The 14,346-nt window shown below is 67.7% G+C and carries 13 protein-coding genes and 1 riboswitch; of the genes, 9 read left to right on the top strand and 4 right to left on the bottom strand.

Annotated elements, in window-relative coordinates; translation table 11 throughout:
• The first annotated feature begins 43 nt into the window (after positions 1–43).
• The 3 genes from ACXI0D_RS03130 to ACXI0D_RS03140 are packed head-to-tail and all read left to right on the top strand — an operon-like array spanning position 44 to position 1,833.
• The gene (locus ACXI0D_RS03130; protein WP_014038146.1) at positions 44–688 is read left to right on the top strand and encodes a YceI family protein; all 645 of its coding nucleotides are present in this window, start codon (positions 44–46) and stop codon (positions 686–688) included.
• A complete protein-coding gene (locus ACXI0D_RS03135) occupies positions 685–1,257 on the top strand; it encodes a cytochrome b (protein WP_005418388.1) in 573 nt (190 codons plus the stop codon). The genes ACXI0D_RS03130 and ACXI0D_RS03135 overlap by 4 nt, the downstream gene beginning before the upstream one ends.
• Positions 1,258–1,260: 3 nt before the next feature.
• Positions 1,261–1,833, top strand: coding sequence for a YceI family protein (locus tag ACXI0D_RS03140; RefSeq protein ID WP_049443002.1), 573 nt, complete (start codon positions 1,261–1,263; stop codon positions 1,831–1,833).
• A gap of 33 nt (positions 1,834–1,866) precedes the next feature.
• Here the strand turns inward: ACXI0D_RS03140 and ACXI0D_RS03145 are convergent, their stop codons facing one another.
• Complete coding sequence (locus ACXI0D_RS03145; RefSeq protein WP_080347449.1) at positions 1,867–2,139, bottom strand: glutaredoxin family protein; 273 nt, start codon at positions 2,137–2,139, stop codon at positions 1,867–1,869.
• Between the two features lie 99 nt (positions 2,140–2,238).
• On the opposite strand from ACXI0D_RS03145, the gene ACXI0D_RS03150 reads away from it, so the two are divergent.
• Positions 2,239–3,621, top strand: coding sequence for an L-serine ammonia-lyase (locus ACXI0D_RS03150; protein WP_049443000.1), 1,383 nt, complete (start codon positions 2,239–2,241; stop codon positions 3,619–3,621).
• Between the two features lie 94 nt (positions 3,622–3,715).
• Positions 3,716–4,711, top strand: a complete 996-nt coding sequence (locus tag ACXI0D_RS03155; RefSeq protein WP_432592346.1) for an alpha/beta fold hydrolase — start codon at positions 3,716–3,718, stop codon at positions 4,709–4,711.
• Between the two features lie 107 nt (positions 4,712–4,818).
• Here the strand turns inward: ACXI0D_RS03155 and ACXI0D_RS03160 are convergent, their stop codons facing one another.
• The 3 genes from ACXI0D_RS03160 to metX are packed head-to-tail and all read right to left on the bottom strand — an operon-like array spanning position 4,819 to position 8,146.
• A complete protein-coding gene (locus ACXI0D_RS03160) occupies positions 4,819–5,886 on the bottom strand; it encodes a homoserine dehydrogenase family protein (protein WP_479642291.1) in 1,068 nt (355 codons plus the stop codon).
• Entirely contained in the window at positions 5,883–7,118 is a 1,236-nt protein-coding gene (locus ACXI0D_RS03165; RefSeq protein WP_101765934.1) for an O-succinylhomoserine (thiol)-lyase, read from the bottom strand. Before ACXI0D_RS03165 ends, ACXI0D_RS03160 begins: the two co-directional genes overlap by 4 nt.
• On the bottom strand, positions 7,115–8,146 hold the full coding sequence (gene metX, locus ACXI0D_RS03170) for a homoserine O-succinyltransferase MetX (RefSeq protein WP_049442996.1): 1,032 nt from the start codon (positions 8,144–8,146) through the stop codon (positions 7,115–7,117). Before metX ends, ACXI0D_RS03165 begins: the two co-directional genes overlap by 4 nt.
• A gap of 77 nt (positions 8,147–8,223) precedes the next feature.
• A riboswitch (SAM riboswitch) is annotated at positions 8,224–8,342 on the bottom strand.
• Positions 8,343–8,490: 148 nt separating this feature from the next.
• Between metX and ACXI0D_RS03175 the strand changes: the two genes are divergently transcribed.
• The 4 genes from ACXI0D_RS03175 to ACXI0D_RS03190 all read left to right on the top strand — a co-directional run bounded on the left by ACXI0D_RS03175 (position 8,491) and on the right by ACXI0D_RS03190 (position 13,916).
• Positions 8,491–9,375, top strand: coding sequence for a M23 family metallopeptidase (locus ACXI0D_RS03175; RefSeq protein WP_119006636.1), 885 nt, complete (start codon positions 8,491–8,493; stop codon positions 9,373–9,375).
• Positions 9,376–9,441: 66 nt separating this feature from the next.
• Positions 9,442–11,046 (top strand): peptide chain release factor 3, encoded by a 1,605-nt coding sequence (locus tag ACXI0D_RS03180; RefSeq protein WP_014038155.1) that lies wholly within the window; start codon positions 9,442–9,444, stop codon positions 11,044–11,046.
• Between the two features lie 177 nt (positions 11,047–11,223).
• Complete coding sequence (gene trhA / locus ACXI0D_RS03185; RefSeq protein ID WP_014038156.1) at positions 11,224–11,862, top strand: PAQR family membrane homeostasis protein TrhA; 639 nt, start codon at positions 11,224–11,226, stop codon at positions 11,860–11,862.
• A gap of 80 nt (positions 11,863–11,942) precedes the next feature.
• A complete protein-coding gene (locus ACXI0D_RS03190; RefSeq protein ID WP_479642292.1) occupies positions 11,943–13,916 on the top strand; it encodes an AsmA family protein in 1,974 nt (657 codons plus the stop codon).
• The last annotated feature ends 430 nt before the right edge of the window (positions 13,917–14,346 follow it).

The following is a 14,346-nucleotide window of genomic DNA, read 5'->3' on the forward strand; positions in this document are numbered from 1 at the left end:
CTGTGCGTATGATCACAGCGTCCCCTTCCGGAGCCCGCCATCGATGCGTCCCTGCCTGGCCCTGCTGCCGATGCTGCTCGCCACCGCCCCTGCCTGGGCGGCCGCTGACACCTATCGCCTCGATCCGGTGCACACGCGGGTGCTGTTCTCCATCGACCACGCGGGCTACTCGCAGGCCATGGGCACGGTGTCCGGCAGCGAAGGCCGCGTGCTGTTCGATCCCGACAACTGGCGCGATGCCACCCTGGAAGTGGACATTCCTGTGTCGCGTCTGGACCTTGGCGACGCCAAGTGGAACCAGGCCACGCTGGCCCGCAGCCTGCTCGATGGCGAGCGATTCCCGACCGCGCGTTTTGTCTCCAGCCGGGTCGAACCGATCGACGCCAAGCATGCGCATGTGATCGGCACGCTGACCCTGCGCGGGGTCAGCCAGGAAGTCACCCTGGACGTGACCCTCAACGCGCTCAAGCGCTACCCGCTCCCTCCCTTCCGACGCACCGCCGGGTTTTCCGCCAGCACGACGCTGAGCCGGCGCGCGTTCGGCATCACCGCCTGGCCGGGCGTCATCGGTGATGCGGTACAGGTGCGGATCGAGGCTGAGGCCACCCTCGACCGCAGCGACGCCCCGGGAACTCCCGCTCCCGTTCCACACTCCGACCACACGACGGCCCCCAAGGACCCTTCATGACCGCCAAGAACACCCCCGCCGCCTGGGGGAGTGTCAGCCAGATCCTGCACTGGTTGATCGCACTGCTGATCCTCGCCTTGGGCGTGGTTGGCCTGACCATGGGCGAACTGCCCAAGACGCCCAAGTACTTCTGGGTCTACACCGCGCACAAGTCGATCGGCATCACCGTGCTGGCGCTGGTGCTGTTCCGTCTCGGCTGGCGCCTGTATGCCGGTGCACCGAAGCCGGTGCCGGGCGTGCCCAGCTGGCAGGAGCGCATCGCCAGTGCCACCCACGTGCTGCTGTATGTGCTGATGTTCGCCATCCCGCTGTCGGGCTGGCTGTACGATTCGGCCAGTGGCCTGCGCCCGTTCCGTTGGTTCGGCCTGGTCGACGTGCCCAAGCTGAGCGGCCCCGACCCGCAGGTCGTCGCGGTATCCCATGCCCTCCACGAGTACGGCTTCTGGCTGTTGATCGCGGTGGTGCTGGCCCATGCCGGCGCTGCTTTCTACCACCACCTGTTCCAGCGCGATGCAACGCTGTCCCGCATGTTGCCGCGCGGCTGGCTCGCCTCCCCTCAGAAGGACTGACCGATGAACCTGAAACTGACCACTCCGGCCGCCGTGGCCGCCGCCCTGGCCGGCATGCTGGCCACCGCCCCGGCGCTCGCTGCGGACTATGCGCAGGCCCCGGGTGCCGGCTCGATCCTGGTGTTCGCCACCAAGTACGACGGCGAAGTGTTCACCGGCAGCTTCCCGGGCTTCGCCACCAAGCTCAGCTTCGACCCGGCCAACCCGGCCGTCGGCTCGCTGGATGTGGTGATTCCGCTGGCAGGCGCCAAGAGCGGCAACAGCGACCGTGACTCGACCCTGCAGGGTGCCGACTTCTTCAATGTCGGCAAGTTCGCTACTGCGCGTTACACCGCCAAGGGCTTCCGCGCCGTGGGCAACGACCAGTTCGCCGCCGATGGCACCCTGGAACTGCGCGGTGTCAGCAAGCCGGTCACCCTCACCTTCACCTGGAAGCCGGGCACACAGCCGGTGCTGACCGGCAAGGCCACGGTCAAGCGTCTGGACTTCGGCGTCGGCGGCGGTGACTGGGCCGATACCAAGACCATTCCGGACGACACCGCGATCAGCACGATCGTGAAGTTCGACGCGAAATAAGACGCTTCCGGTAGTGCCGGCCGCTGGCCGGCATTAACGGATATCGGGTGGTTGCCGGCCAGCGGACGGCACTACCTGACCGCCTTCGGCCAACCACGCCTGCACCGTGGCCGCATCGAACGGCCAGTCCAGCTCGCGCTCGCCGCGCTCGTCGCGCAGCACCGGCACCCGCGCGCCATAGCGCGCTTCCAGCGCCGGCTGGTCATCCAGGAACACCGATTCGAACTCCGGCGCCCGCGCTTTGGCCAGTTCGGCCAGGGCCAGGTCGCACAGGTGGCAATCGTCACGCTGGATCAGGGTCAACACCAGTCAGGCTCCCGTGGTGGAAATGCTGCGCCGCAGCCATCGGATGGCCCGGCAAGCCGCTAGAATAGCCGCTTGTCCGGTACCCGCAGTTTGGCATCCATGGCTGTCAGCACGTTCGACGTTTTCAAGATCGGCATTGGTCCGAGTTCCTCGCACACCGTCGGGCCGATGAAGGCCGCCGAGCGATTCATCCATCGCTGGCTGCTCGATCCGGGCCGCCTGCACGAGGTCGCGCGCATCCGCTCCGATGTCTATGGCTCGCTGGCGCTGACCGGCCGCGGCCATGGCACCGACAAGGCGATCCTGCTGGGCCTGGAGGGCCAGCGGCCGAACCTGATCGACCCGGACATCATCCCGGCCACCCTGGAGCGCATCCGCAGCAGCAAGCGCATCCAGCTGATGGGCCAGCACGAGATCGCCTTCGACGAGAAGCGCGACCTCGGCATGAACAAGCGCCAGAAGCTGCCGTACCACACCAACGGCATGCGCTTCACCGCGTACAACGCCGACGATGAAGTGATCGCCACCCGCGATTACTACTCGGTCGGTGGCGGCTTCGTGGTCAACCAGGACGACGCGGCCGATGACCGCATCGTGCCCGACGAGACCCCGCTGCCCTACCCGTTCAAGAGCGGCGACGAGCTGCTGGCGCAGACCGCGCGCAGCGGCCTGAGCATCGCCCAGCTGATGTTCGAGAACGAGAAGTGCTGGCGCAGCGAAGACGAGATCCGCGCCAACCTGCGCGAGATCTGGAGCGCGATGCAGTCGTGCGTCGCGCGTGGCATCCGCGAGGAAGGCGTGCTGCCGGGTGGCCTGAAGGTCGGCCGTCGCGCACCGGCGCTGTACCGCGAACTGTCGTCGAAGCCGGAAGCGGCGATGCGCGACCCGCTGACCACGCTGGACTGGGTCAACCTGTACGCACTGGCGGTGAACGAAGAAAACGCCGCCGGTGGCCGCGTGGTGACCGCACCGACCAACGGCGCCGCCGGCGTGCTGCCGGCGGTGCTGCATTACTTCGACCGTTTCTGCCCCGGCGCCAACGAGCAGCGCGTGTTCGACTTCCTGCTGACCTCGGCGGCGATCGGCATCCTGTACAAGGAAAACGCTTCGATTTCCGGCGCCGAAGTCGGCTGCCAGGGCGAAGTGGGCGTGGCCTGCTCGATGGCGGCCGGTGGCCTGGTCGCGGCGCTGGGCGGCAATCCCAGCCAGATCGAGAACGCCGCGGAAATCGGCATGGAACACAACCTCGGCCTGACCTGCGACCCGATCGGCGGCCTGGTGCAGATCCCCTGCATCGAACGCAATGCGATGGGCGCGGTGAAGGCGATCAATGCCTCGCGCATGGCGATGCGTGGCGACGGCAAGCACAAGGTGTCGCTGGACAAGGTCATCAAGACCATGCGCGATACCGGCCGCGACATGCAGGACAAGTACAAGGAAACCAGCCGCGGTGGCCTGGCGGTGAACGTCATCGAGTGCTGAGTTGTGGAGCCGGGCCCCTGCTCGGCTCTACATCGGACGACACCGTCACCGCGTTCCGGTTAGGCTCGGGGCTACCCTGCCCCGGATTTGCCCCATGCGCGTGATCGCTGCTGCCCTGCTTGCCTGCCTGCCGCTGTCCGCGTTTGCCGCGCCGACCTATGGTCCGCGGCTGGAGGGCTTCGACTACGGCTATCCGGTGAAGATCTTCGCGCTGGAGTCGCAGCGGCAGCCACTGGAAATGGCCTACCTGGATGTCCTGCCCAAACGCCGCGCCATCGGCGTGGTGGTGCTGCTGCACGGCAAGAATTTCTGCGCAGCCACCTGGCAGCAGACCATCGCGCCGCTGTTGAACGCCGGCTACCGGGTGATCGCCCCGGACCAGGTGGGGTTCTGCAAGTCCAGCAAGCCGGAGCGCTATCAGTACACGTTCGCGCAGCTGGCCGCCAACACCCATGCGCTGTTGCAGCAACTGCAGCTGGGTGATGTACCGGTGCACCTGGTCGGGCACTCGATGGGTGGCATGCTGGCGGTGCGCTACGCGCTGATGTTCCCGCAGGACCTGCGCAGCCTGTCGCTGGTCAACCCGATCGGCCTGGAAGACTGGAAGGCGCTGGGCGTCCCCTGGCGCAGCGTCGACGCGTGGTACGCCGGCGAAATGAACATCAGCTATGACAGCATCCGCCGCTACCAGCTGGAGGTGTACTACGACGGCAAATGGAAGCCGGCCTACGAACCGTGGGCGCGGATGCAGTCGGGCATGTACGAAGGCCCGGGCAAGCAGGCCGTTGCATGGAGCCAGGCGCTGGCCTCGGACATGGTGTTCAACCAACCGGTGGTGTACGAACTGAAAAACCTGCAGGTGCCGACCACGCTGTTCATCGGCCAGAAGGACCGCACCGCGATCGGCCGTGACCAGGCACCGCCTGCGGTGAAGGCGGCGCTGGGCAACTATCCGGCACTCGGCAAGGCGGCGGCCGCAGCGATTCCCGGCGCGACGCTGGTCGAGTTCGCCGAACTGGGCCATTCGCCGCAGGTGCAGGACCCGAAGCAGTTCAATGCGGCGTTGCTGAAGGCATTGAAAGCGCATTGAACGGCAGCCCTCCCCTGTAGAGCCGAGCCCACGCTCGGCTCATCCGGCAGGAGGGGATTTTGCCAGCAGCAGCCGAGCGTAGGCTCGGCTCTACAGAAGCGGTGCGATCAACCCACGATCCGCAGCACGTCATCCAGCAACGCGGCCGCAGTGACTTCCGCGCCGGCGCCCGGCCCCTGGATCAACAACGGCTGGCGGCGGTAGCGATCGCTGTGGATGGCCACGCGGTTGTCGGTGCCCGCGCCCTGCGCCAAGGGATGATCGGCAGGCAGCTCGCGCAGGCCCACCTGCGCACCTTCGCCGTCAACACGGCCAACGAAACGCAGCACGCGACCGTTGTCACGTGCCTGCTGCCAACGCGCCTGCAGCGGCGCATCCAGCTGCTCCAAGGCAGCCACGGCATCTTCCAGTGGCAACGCCTCCAGCGCATCAGGCACCAGTGAATCCACCTGCACCTGCGAAGCATCCAGCGCCAGCCCGCTGCTGCGCGCCAGGATCAGCAGCTTACGGCGCACGTCCTCGCCGGACAGGTCCAGGCGCGGGTCCGGTTCGGTATAGCCGGCCGCCAGTGCCTCACGCACCGCAGCCGAAAACGGCGACTGGCCGTCATAGCGATGGAACAGCCACGCCAGCGAACCGGACAGCACGCCTTCGATGGCGTGGATGTGATCACCACCGGCCACCAGCGCGCGCAGGCTGCTCAGCAGCGGCAGGCCGGCGCCCACGGTGGCGCTGTCGCCATACCGCGCGCCACTGTCGGCACAGCTTTCGGCAATGGCCTGCGCGCGGGCGAGCTGCGCGCCTCGGCCCAGCTTGTTGGCGGTCACCACGTGCACGCCGCGCGCCAGCCATTGCACGTGGCGGGCGGCCACGTCTTCACTGGCCGTGGCATCGACCACCACGTCGCCACGCTCCAGTCCTTCGGCGCTGGCCCACGGCGGCGAGTTGAGGCCGCCACGCGGTGCACGGCGTGCCAGTTCCAGCGGCAACGCCAGGTCGCGATCGATCTCCAGCGCGGTGCGCGAGTTGGCCAGCCACTGCACGCTGGGCAGTTCCAACCCGCGTGCCTGCAGCGCCTGGTAGCGCTGCACGAAGGCCGAGCCGACCGTACCGGTACCGAGCAATGCCAGGCGTCCCGCGCCCAGCGCAGGAATGTCAGCGGCGAGTGCGCTCATGCGTCCACCACCTGTTTGCGACGTGCGGCGGCATCGATCACCGCTTCGGCGCGCTGCAGCGCGGCACCGAGATCGGCCAGCAGGTCACGTTCGGCCTCGATACCGACCGACAGGCGCAGCAGTCCTTCGCTGATGCCGGCCGCCGCGCGTGCTTCGGCCGTCATCGCTGCATGGGTCATGGTGGCCGGATGCGCGATCAGGCTTTCGACGCCGCCCAGCGATTCGGCCAGGGTGAAACAGCGCAGCCCGTCGACAAACGCACGCACTGCCGCGTGCGGATCATCGCCTTCGCAGTCGGCCAGTTCGAACGACAGCATCGCGCCGAAGCCATGTTGCTGGCGCGCGGCGATGGCGTGGCCCGGGTGATCGGCCAGGCCCGGGTAGTACACCGCGCCGACCGCCGGATGCTGGTCCAGCAGGGCAACGATCGACGCCGTGTTTTCCTGGTGCACGCGCAGGCGCGCATCCAGCGTGCGCAGGCCGCGCAGGGTCAGGAACGCATCGAACGGCGAACCGGTCAGGCCCAGCGCGTTGCCCCACCACACCAGTTGCTCGTGCAGCGCCGGATCGCGCGCGACCACCGCACCGCCGACCACATCGCTGTGGCCATTGATGTACTTGGTGGTGGAATGCAGCACCAGGTCCGCACCAAACGACAGCGGCTGCTGCAGCGCCGGCGACAGGAAGGTGTTGTCGACCACCACGAGTGCACCGGCCTTGTGCGCGGCATCGATGACGAAGCGCAGGTCGGTGATGCGCAGCAGCGGGTTGGACGGGGTTTCCACCAGCACCAGCTTCGGCTGCGTGGCCAGCGCCTGCGCCAGCGCGCGCGGATCGGTCAGGTCGGCGGTGACCAGTTCGAAGTGGCCCTTCTTCGCCAGCGCATTGAACAGGCGCCAGCTGCCGCCGTAGGCATCGTGCGGCACCACCAGGGTGTCGCCCGGCTGCAGCAGCGCGTTCAGCACCAGATTGATCGCGCCCATGCCCGTCGCGGTGATGACGCCGCCGGCGCCGCCCTCCAGTTCGGCCAGCGCTTCACCCAGCAGATCGCGGGTGGGGTTGCCACTGCGCGTGTAGTCGTACTGGCGCTTGTTGCCGAAGCCTTCAAAGCTGAAGTTCGACGACAGCACGATCGGCGGCGTGACTGCGCCATGCGCGGTGTCCCGATCGATGCCCGCACGGACGGCGGCAGTGGTACGACTACAGGACGGCTCGTTGGCGTGCAGGCTCATGTGGACTCTCCAGAAGTGCGGAAGGCGGTGGCGAGGATCGCGTCGATGCGATCGGTTTCTTTGAGGAAGGCGTCGTGGCCATAGGGCGAGCGCAGCACGCGCAGGCTGCCACGCGGGCCCAGCCCTTCGACCAGGCCGACCAGGTCGGCCAGCGGCACCAGGCGGTCGCCCTCCACGGCCACCACCACGGTCGGCGGCAGGATCGCGGTGGGGTCGACGCGGTGCAGGTCGATCGATTCGGACAGGCGCAGGTAGGCGGTCACCGGCGTGCGCGCGACGTACTGCGCACCGGCCGCATCGAGATAGTCTTCGGCGGCTACACGTACACGGCCATTGATGACCTCCGGCGCGGCATCGAAGCGCTCGCCGAATTCCTCCGGCGTGCGATAGCTGAGCATGGCGAACTGCCGGGCCAGGGCCAGGCCGTGGTCTTCGCCGCACTGCAGCTGGCCCAGCGCGACCGCGCGGCGCTGCAATGCGCGCCAGGCGGCGGCATACGGATGCGGGCGATGCGCACCGCTGGCCAGCACCAGCTGGCGCACGCGGGCACGATGCCGGATCGCGAACTGCTGGCCGACCAGCGCACCATACGAATAGCCGACGAAGGCCTTCAGCGCGCGGATACCGAGATGGTCCAGCAGCAGCGCCAAGGCATCGGCCTGGTCGGCGGTATCGATCGGCACATCCAGTGCACCGTCGGCACCGATGAAATCGAAGGCCAGCACGCGCAGCTGCTGCGGATCCAGCGCGCGGCCGCTGCCCACCAGGTCTTCGGCCCAGCCCTTCTCGCTGAACTGCGCGTTGGACGCCACGTGGCGATGGGCGGAAATGCCGCCGGCCAGCACCACCACCGGTGCGTTGGCCGGGCCGACCCACTCATAGCGCAGGCGCACCGGGCTGGGGCCGGCGTGGCGCATCGACAGCACCGCGGCGAACTCACCGCGCTCGGCATGCACGCGGTCTTCAACCGGCACGCTGACGGGGACAAAGGGTTCGGGGCGAAGCGCGGTACTGGCGGCGAAGCTCATGGCGGGATCCGGTTGGGGAATCGGCCATCGAGCCTTCGCGGGGCCCGCGTTCGAGATGCACGTGTGGTGCATGGTTCGAACCATCTTTCGGTGGACGCCACGGTCCCCGCAGGATTTGGCACCTACGCAGATGCTTGCGCGCCTGCGGGCTGCCCCGGCTTCAAAGGGCCTGTCCCTCTGCCGGTCTCGATGGTGGGGCCACGATGCCAGCCCTTTCCGGCACTGTCAATCCCTTCATGCGGATAAAGCGATGAATATTTTTGGCGCCGCTATGCGAAGGCCGTCCCGGTCGCCCCGTTCAGGATCAGCTACAGTCCCGGCGGTCCTTTTCGCTGGAAACGCCGATGCCGCGCCTGCCCCTGTCCTGCCTGCTGCTGCCTCTGCTGGCGAGCGCGACCGCACACGCCGGCGACTGGCGCCAGGGCTGGGGACTGGTTGCCTCGCCTGCCTCGGCAACCCGCTCAGGCAGCGCCGGAGGCGCCGCCCCCATGGCCCAGTTGCGCCTGCAGCCGGTCGGTACGCAATGGCAGGCCCGGATCGACAACGGGCTGGCAGGGCCGCTGCAGATCCAGCTGCGCGCCGCCCCCGGACACCCGGTCGAAGGCCTCCCGGTCGAATCGCTGATCCAGGGCGACAGCAGCCTGGTAGTCGGCCACCTGACCGCCCCGATCGATGGCCGCACGCTGGACCTGCGCCTGCAGTCGGTGCCGGGCAACCCGGCCGCACAGGCCGAAGATGTCGCCTACCGCCTGCCTTTCGATGCGGCCCGCCTGCGCGTGGACCAGGCGCCGCAGGGACGCTTCAGCCATGACGACGAGGAGAACCGCGACGCGGTCGACTTCGCGCTGCCGGAGGGTACCCTGGTGCTGGCCGCGCGCGAGGGCACGGTGATGCAGATCCAGGATGGCTTCCGTGGCAACGGCCAGGACCGCGAACGCGATGGTGCCCGCGCCAACTTCATCCGCGTGCTGCACAGCGACGGCAGCATGGCCCTGTACGGCCATCTGCAGGCCGGTGGCATGCGCGTGCGCCGTGGCCAGGCAGTGGGCGCCGGGCAGCCGATCGGCCTGTCCGGCAACAGCGGCTACAGCAGTGCCCCGCACCTGCACTTCGTGGTGCAGGTCAACCGCGGCATGGGCCTGCGCTCGGTGCCGGTGCGCATCTTTGCCGAGCAGGGCCAGTTGCAGTTCGCCCGCCAGGGCGAGGCCGACGGCGGTACCGGGCGCTGACCGGCCCCGGCCGGTATAATCGGGCGCTTATCTCTTTGAAAAGCGCCCCGGGCGGGCGCCACTGCCATGTCCGAAGTCGCCAACGAAGCGTCGCGTCGCCGCACCTTCGCCATCATTTCCCACCCTGACGCCGGCAAGACCACGCTGACCGAAAAGCTGCTGCTGTTCGGAGGCGCGATCCAGATGGCCGGTTCGGTCAAGGGCCGCAAGGCCGCCCGCCACGCCACGTCCGACTGGATGGCGCTGGAAAAGGAGCGCGGCATCTCCGTCACCTCCTCGGTGATGCAGTTCCCGTACGAAGGCAAGATCGTCAACCTGCTCGACACCCCCGGCCACGCCGACTTCGGCGAAGACACCTACCGCGTGCTGACCGCGGTGGACTCGGCGCTGATGGTGATCGACGTGGCCAAGGGCGTGGAAGAGCGCACCATCAAGCTGATGGAAGTCTGCCGCCTGCGCGACACCCCGATCATGACCTTCATCAACAAGCTCGACCGCGAGGGCAAGGACCCGATCGAGCTGCTGGATGAAGTGGAAACCGTGCTCGGCATCCAGTGCGCGCCGGTCACCTGGCCGATCGGCATGGGCCAGCGCCTGAAGGGCGTGGTCCACCTGCTGACCGGCGAAGTGCACCTGTACGAACCGGGCCGCAACTTCACCCGCCAGGACTCGACCATCTTCCCGTCCATCGATGCCCCGGGCCTGGCCGAGAAGATCGGTGCACAGATGCTGGCCGACCTGCGCGACGAACTGGAACTGGTGCAGGGCGCCAGCCACCCGTTCGACCTGGACGCCTACCGCGCCGGCAAGCAGACCCCGGTGTTCTTCGGGTCCGGCGTGAACAATTTCGGCGTGCAGCCGCTGCTGGACTTCTTCGTCGAGCACGCACCGTCGCCGCAGGCGCGCTCCACCACCGGCCGCGAGATCGCCCCGGAAGAAAACAAGCTGACCGGCTTCGTGTTCAAGATCCAGGCCAACATGGACCCGCAGCACCGCGACCGCGTGGCCTTCATGCGGGTCTGCTCGGGCCGTTTCAGCGCTGGCATGAAGACCTTCCACGTGCGTACCGGCAAGGAAATGAAGCTGGCCAACGCGCTGACCTTCATGGCCAGCGACCGCGAGATCGCCGCCGAGGCGTGGCCGGGCGATGTGATCGGTATCCACAACCACGGCACCATCTCCATCGGCGACACCTTCACCGAAGGCGAAGCGGTGACCTTCACCGGCATCCCCAACTTCGCCCCGGAACTGTTCCGCCGCGCCCGCCTGCGCGATCCGCTCAAGCTCAAGCAGCTGCAGAAGGGCCTGGCCCAGCTGTCCGAGGAAGGCGCGACCCAGTTCTTCCGCCCGCTCACCAGCAACGACCTGATCCTGGGTGCCGTCGGCGTGCTGCAGTTCGACGTGGCCGCCTACCGCCTGAAGGATGAGTACGGTGTGGAAGCCACCTTCGAGCCGGTCAGCGTGACCACTGCGCGTTGGGTCCACTGCAGCAACGAGAAGAAGCTGGAAGAGTTCCGCGAGAAGAACGCGCTGAACCTGGCGCTGGATGCGGCCGGCCACCTGGTCTACCTGGCACCGACCCGGGTCAACCTGCAGCTGGCCCAGGAACGCTCGCCGGACGTGCGCTTCTCGGCCACCCGCGAAGCAGCGCATACCGTTTCGGTAGGCTGATGCCACGGGGTCGGATCCCTTTCCGGCAGGAAAGAGCTCTGACCCCAGCCGTCGCGGGCGGTTCATCCACGCAACACAGGGATTCACCGACCATACGGTGACGGGCGTGCACATGTCGCCCATCGCGGCGATGATAGAGGGGTGCGGGTCCCCCTCCCCGCGAACGATGCCTACGTCATGTCCACGACTTCCGTTGCTTCGATCCGCGAAGAAATCGCCAGCGCCCTGACCCACGGCCTCGGTGCCGTGTTCGCACTGGGTGCCGGCGCGGTGCTGATCACCCTGGCCGCCATCTACAGCGATGGCTGGCAGCTGGCCGGTGCCATCGTGTTCGGCATCGCGCTGCTGCTGCTGTACACCGCCTCCACCCTCTACCACGCCATCCAGCACCCGGTCGCCAAGGGGCGGCTCAAGGTGTTCGACCACTGCGCGATCTACGTGCTGATCGCCGGCACCTACACCCCATTCACCCTGATCGGCCTGCGCGGCCCGTGGGGCTGGGGCCTGTTCGCCGCGATCTGGACCCTGGCCCTGGCCGGCGTGGTGTTCAAGCTGTTCTACACCGGCCGTTTCAAGCGCCTGTCCACCGCCATCTACGTGGCCATGGGCTGGCTGGTGATCGTGGCGGTCAAGCCGATGCTGGCCTCGATCGACGGCTGGACGCTGGGCTGGCTGCTGGCCGGCGGCCTGTCGTACACGCTGGGCACCTATTTCTACCACCGCGAATCGATCCCCTATTCGCATGCGATCTGGCACCTGTTCGTGATCGGTGGCAGCGTCTGCCACTTCGTCGCGGTCACCATGCAGGTGCTGTAGATCCCAGTCCATGTGTGCGTGCACACCGCGCACATGGACGCTTCGCGCCCCGTCCACGATGAGGGAGCAACCATGGCCGCGTGAATGCCGCCGCCTCCCCCGCCGCGCCGCGCACCTCGCGCTGGCGCCTCCGTCGACCCGGCCCACGTGGCCGACGCTGGCTGACCGCCCTGGTCTTTCTGCTGGCGGCGATCCTGGTGCTGATCGCCCTGTGGGACTGGAACTGGTTCAAGGGACCGGTCGAGCGTGCCGTGCAGGCGCGTACCGGCCGTGTGCTGCACATCGGGAACCTTGATGTCGACCTCGGCCGTACCAGTACGATCCGCGCCGATGCGATCACCTTCGCCAATGCAGGCTGGGCGAAGCAGCCGAACATGGCCAGCGCCGACCGCGTCGAGATCGACGTGCGGGTCTGGCCCCTGCTGCGCGGCAGCGTGCAGCTGCCCGAAGTGCGCCTGACCCGGCCGGACGTGCTGCTGGAAACCGCCCCGCGCAAGGGCGAACCGGGCAACTGGGATTTCCTCGGTGACAGCGCCGGCGGGGCAAGCCCGCAGCTCAAACGGCTGCGCATCGATGACGGCCGCCTGCAGTTCCTCGATGCGCTCGGCCGCACCGATATCCGCGTGGACGTGCGCAGCGGCCAGCCGAAGCAGGCCGACGCCGCACCGCCTCTGCTGGTGCAGGGTAAAGGGCACTGGCAGGGCAATCCGTTCACCCTTCGCGGCGGCACCGAATCTCCACTGCAGCTGACCGACAGCGACCACCCGTTCCGCATCCACCTCGACGGCCGCGCCGGCGCCACCCACGCCGTCGCCAGCGGCACATTGACCAACCCCTTCCAGCTGCGTGTGTTCGACCTGCAGTTCGCGCTCAGCGGCCAGGACCTGGCCGACCTCTACCCCTTGCTCGGCATCGCCATTCCGCCGTCCCCGCCCTATGCGTTGAACGGTCGGCTCAAGCGTGACCACAACCTCTGGCGTTATGAGCAGTTCACCGGCAAGGTCGGCGACAGCGACCTCGGCGGCAACCTGCAGTTCGAAGTGGGCGGCGCGCGCCCGCGACTGACGGCCACGCTGGAATCCAGACGCCTGGACTTCGATGACCTGGCCGGCTTCGTCGGTGCGCCACCGAAGACCGGCGGCGGCGAAACCGCCAATGCGCAGCAGAAGGCCGAGGCCGCACGGGTGGCTGCCCGTGCGCGCGTGCTGCCCGACACGCCCTACAACCTCGGCAAGCTGCGTGCGATGGATGCCGACGTGCGCTGGAAGGCCCATCGCATCAACGCGCCCTCGTTGCCGCTTGACGACATGGATGCACACCTGTTGCTGGATGACGGCGTGCTGCGGCTGGACCCACTGAACTTCGGCGTCGCCGGCGGCGACATCCGCAGCACGATCCGCATGGACGCGCGCCAGCCGCAGATCAGTACCGCGCTGAAGGCCAGCGTGCGCGGCGTGCAGCTCGGCCAGTTGTTCCCCGACGCCAAGCTGGCCGAACAGGCCAAGGGCGGCATCGGCGGCGAGGTGGACCTGAGTGGCCGCGGCAATTCGATCGCCGCGATGCTCGGCAGCAGCAACGGCAAGGTCGGCCTGGCGATGGGCCGTGGCCATGTCGGCAACCTGGTGATGGAGCTGGCCGGCCTGGATATCACCGAGTCGCTGAAATTCCTGGTGACCGGCGACAAGCAGATCCCCCTGCGCTGCGCCTTCGCCGACTTCGGCGTGCGCGACGGCCTGATGACCAGCCAGGCGCTGGCGGTGGATACCACCGACACGATCATCATCGGCGAGGGCACGGTCAGCCTTCGCGATGAGACCCTGGACCTGCTGTTGAAGCCACGGCCGAAGGACAAGAGCATCCTGGTGCTGCGCTCGCCGCTGCACATCGCCGGCACCTTCAAGGACCCGTCATTCCGCCCGGACTTCAAGGCGCTGGGCATCCGCGGCGCGGTGGCCCTGGCGCTGGGGAGCATCGCCCCGCCGGCGGCATTGCTGGCGACCATCGAACTGGGGCCGGGCAAGGATGCCGACTGCGGCGGGCAGTATGCGAAGTAGGAGCGGGTGTTCGCGGCGCCTCGTTTTTCCGCGCGTAGAGCAGGAGCAAGGCGACAGGCAGGACACGCCGTAAATACGTCCCTGTAGGCTCGGTCGGCGCATCCATGCGCCTCACGGTCCTGCCTGCCGCCTTGCTCCGGCTCCGGACAGTTTCCAGCGCGCGGAACGAGAGCGGAAATTCAAAGTCAAAAGAAAAAAGCAAAGTCAAAAGCGGTTGCCAACCAAGGTTGGCAGCTACCAAAAGCAGATCGCCTGCGACAAAGCTCACCGCGCTCGCGGCAATGTATCCAGAGGCTGAGGGCATGGGCGTGCAGGACCGTTGGCGCCATGAATGGCGCCATCGAGCCTACAGGGATGTACTTGCGGCGTGTCCTGCACGCCCATGCCCTCAGCCTACCGACGTATCAGGAAGGCGCTGCTTTGGCTTTGG

It is taken from the genome of Stenotrophomonas sp. C9D9, assembly GCF_056491205.1.

What these genes read in the sequence shown, in the direction of transcription:
- ACXI0D_RS03130 (WP_014038146.1), top strand. Translation starts at nt 44, where the DNA reads ATGCGTCCCTGCCTGGCCCTGCTGCCGATGCTGCTCGCCACCGCCCCT.
- ACXI0D_RS03135 (WP_005418388.1), top strand. Translation starts at nt 685, where the DNA reads ATGACCGCCAAGAACACCCCCGCCGCCTGGGGGAGTGTCAGCCAGATC.
- ACXI0D_RS03140 (WP_049443002.1), top strand. Translation starts at nt 1,261, where the DNA reads ATGAACCTGAAACTGACCACTCCGGCCGCCGTGGCCGCCGCCCTGGCC.
- ACXI0D_RS03150 (WP_049443000.1), top strand. Translation starts at nt 2,239, where the DNA reads ATGGCTGTCAGCACGTTCGACGTTTTCAAGATCGGCATTGGTCCGAGT.
- ACXI0D_RS03155 (WP_432592346.1), top strand. Translation starts at nt 3,716, where the DNA reads ATGCGCGTGATCGCTGCTGCCCTGCTTGCCTGCCTGCCGCTGTCCGCG.
- ACXI0D_RS03160 (WP_479642291.1), bottom strand. Translation starts at nt 5,886, where the DNA reads ATGAGCGCACTCGCCGCTGACATTCCTGCGCTGGGCGCGGGACGCCTG.
- ACXI0D_RS03165 (WP_101765934.1), bottom strand. Translation starts at nt 7,118, where the DNA reads ATGAGCCTGCACGCCAACGAGCCGTCCTGTAGTCGTACCACTGCCGCC.
- metX (WP_049442996.1), bottom strand. Translation starts at nt 8,146, where the DNA reads ATGAGCTTCGCCGCCAGTACCGCGCTTCGCCCCGAACCCTTTGTCCCC.
- ACXI0D_RS03175 (WP_119006636.1), top strand. Translation starts at nt 8,491, where the DNA reads ATGCCGCGCCTGCCCCTGTCCTGCCTGCTGCTGCCTCTGCTGGCGAGC.
- ACXI0D_RS03180 (WP_014038155.1), top strand. Translation starts at nt 9,442, where the DNA reads ATGTCCGAAGTCGCCAACGAAGCGTCGCGTCGCCGCACCTTCGCCATC.
- trhA (WP_014038156.1), top strand. Translation starts at nt 11,224, where the DNA reads ATGTCCACGACTTCCGTTGCTTCGATCCGCGAAGAAATCGCCAGCGCC.